Source organism: Arthrobacter sp. GQ119 (genome assembly GCF_059759125.1).
The window spans coordinates 1-379 of the sequence record NZ_JCAXEA010000089.1 but is presented as its reverse complement, the minus strand read 5'-3'; the positions used below and the strand labels follow the sequence as shown (position 1 = coordinate 379).

At 68.9% G+C, this 379-nt stretch carries 1 protein-coding gene; it reads left to right on the top strand.

The window, feature by feature from the left end; translation table 11 throughout:
• A partial coding sequence (locus tag AC6CH3_RS23485) for a PKD domain-containing protein (RefSeq protein WP_498134717.1) occupies nt 1–379 on the top strand: 379 nt, incomplete at both ends.

Below are 379 nucleotides of genomic sequence, written 5' to 3'. Positions count from 1 at the left end.
AACCAGCCAGAACCCGTCCCATGTCTATGACACGGCCGGGACCTACACCGCGAAGCTGACCGCCACCAACGCCGCCGGCTCGAATTCCACCACAACGACGATCACCGTCAACCCCGACGGCAGCACCTCAGCGGAGATCGCCGTGCGCAGCTTCAGGACCGCGTCCACCGAAACGGCCACCACCACCGTCTCCCTGCCCGCACCCACCGGCCGGGCCGCCGATGACGTCCTGGTGGCGTCCTTCACCGCCGACAAGAACCCCACGGTCGCTGTCCCGTCCGGCTGGACCGCAATCACCAGCGGCGTCTCGATCGGCAGCGGCGCCCGCGTCTTCGCCTACTACCGGGTCGTTGGCTCCGCCGACCCCTCCAGCTACACG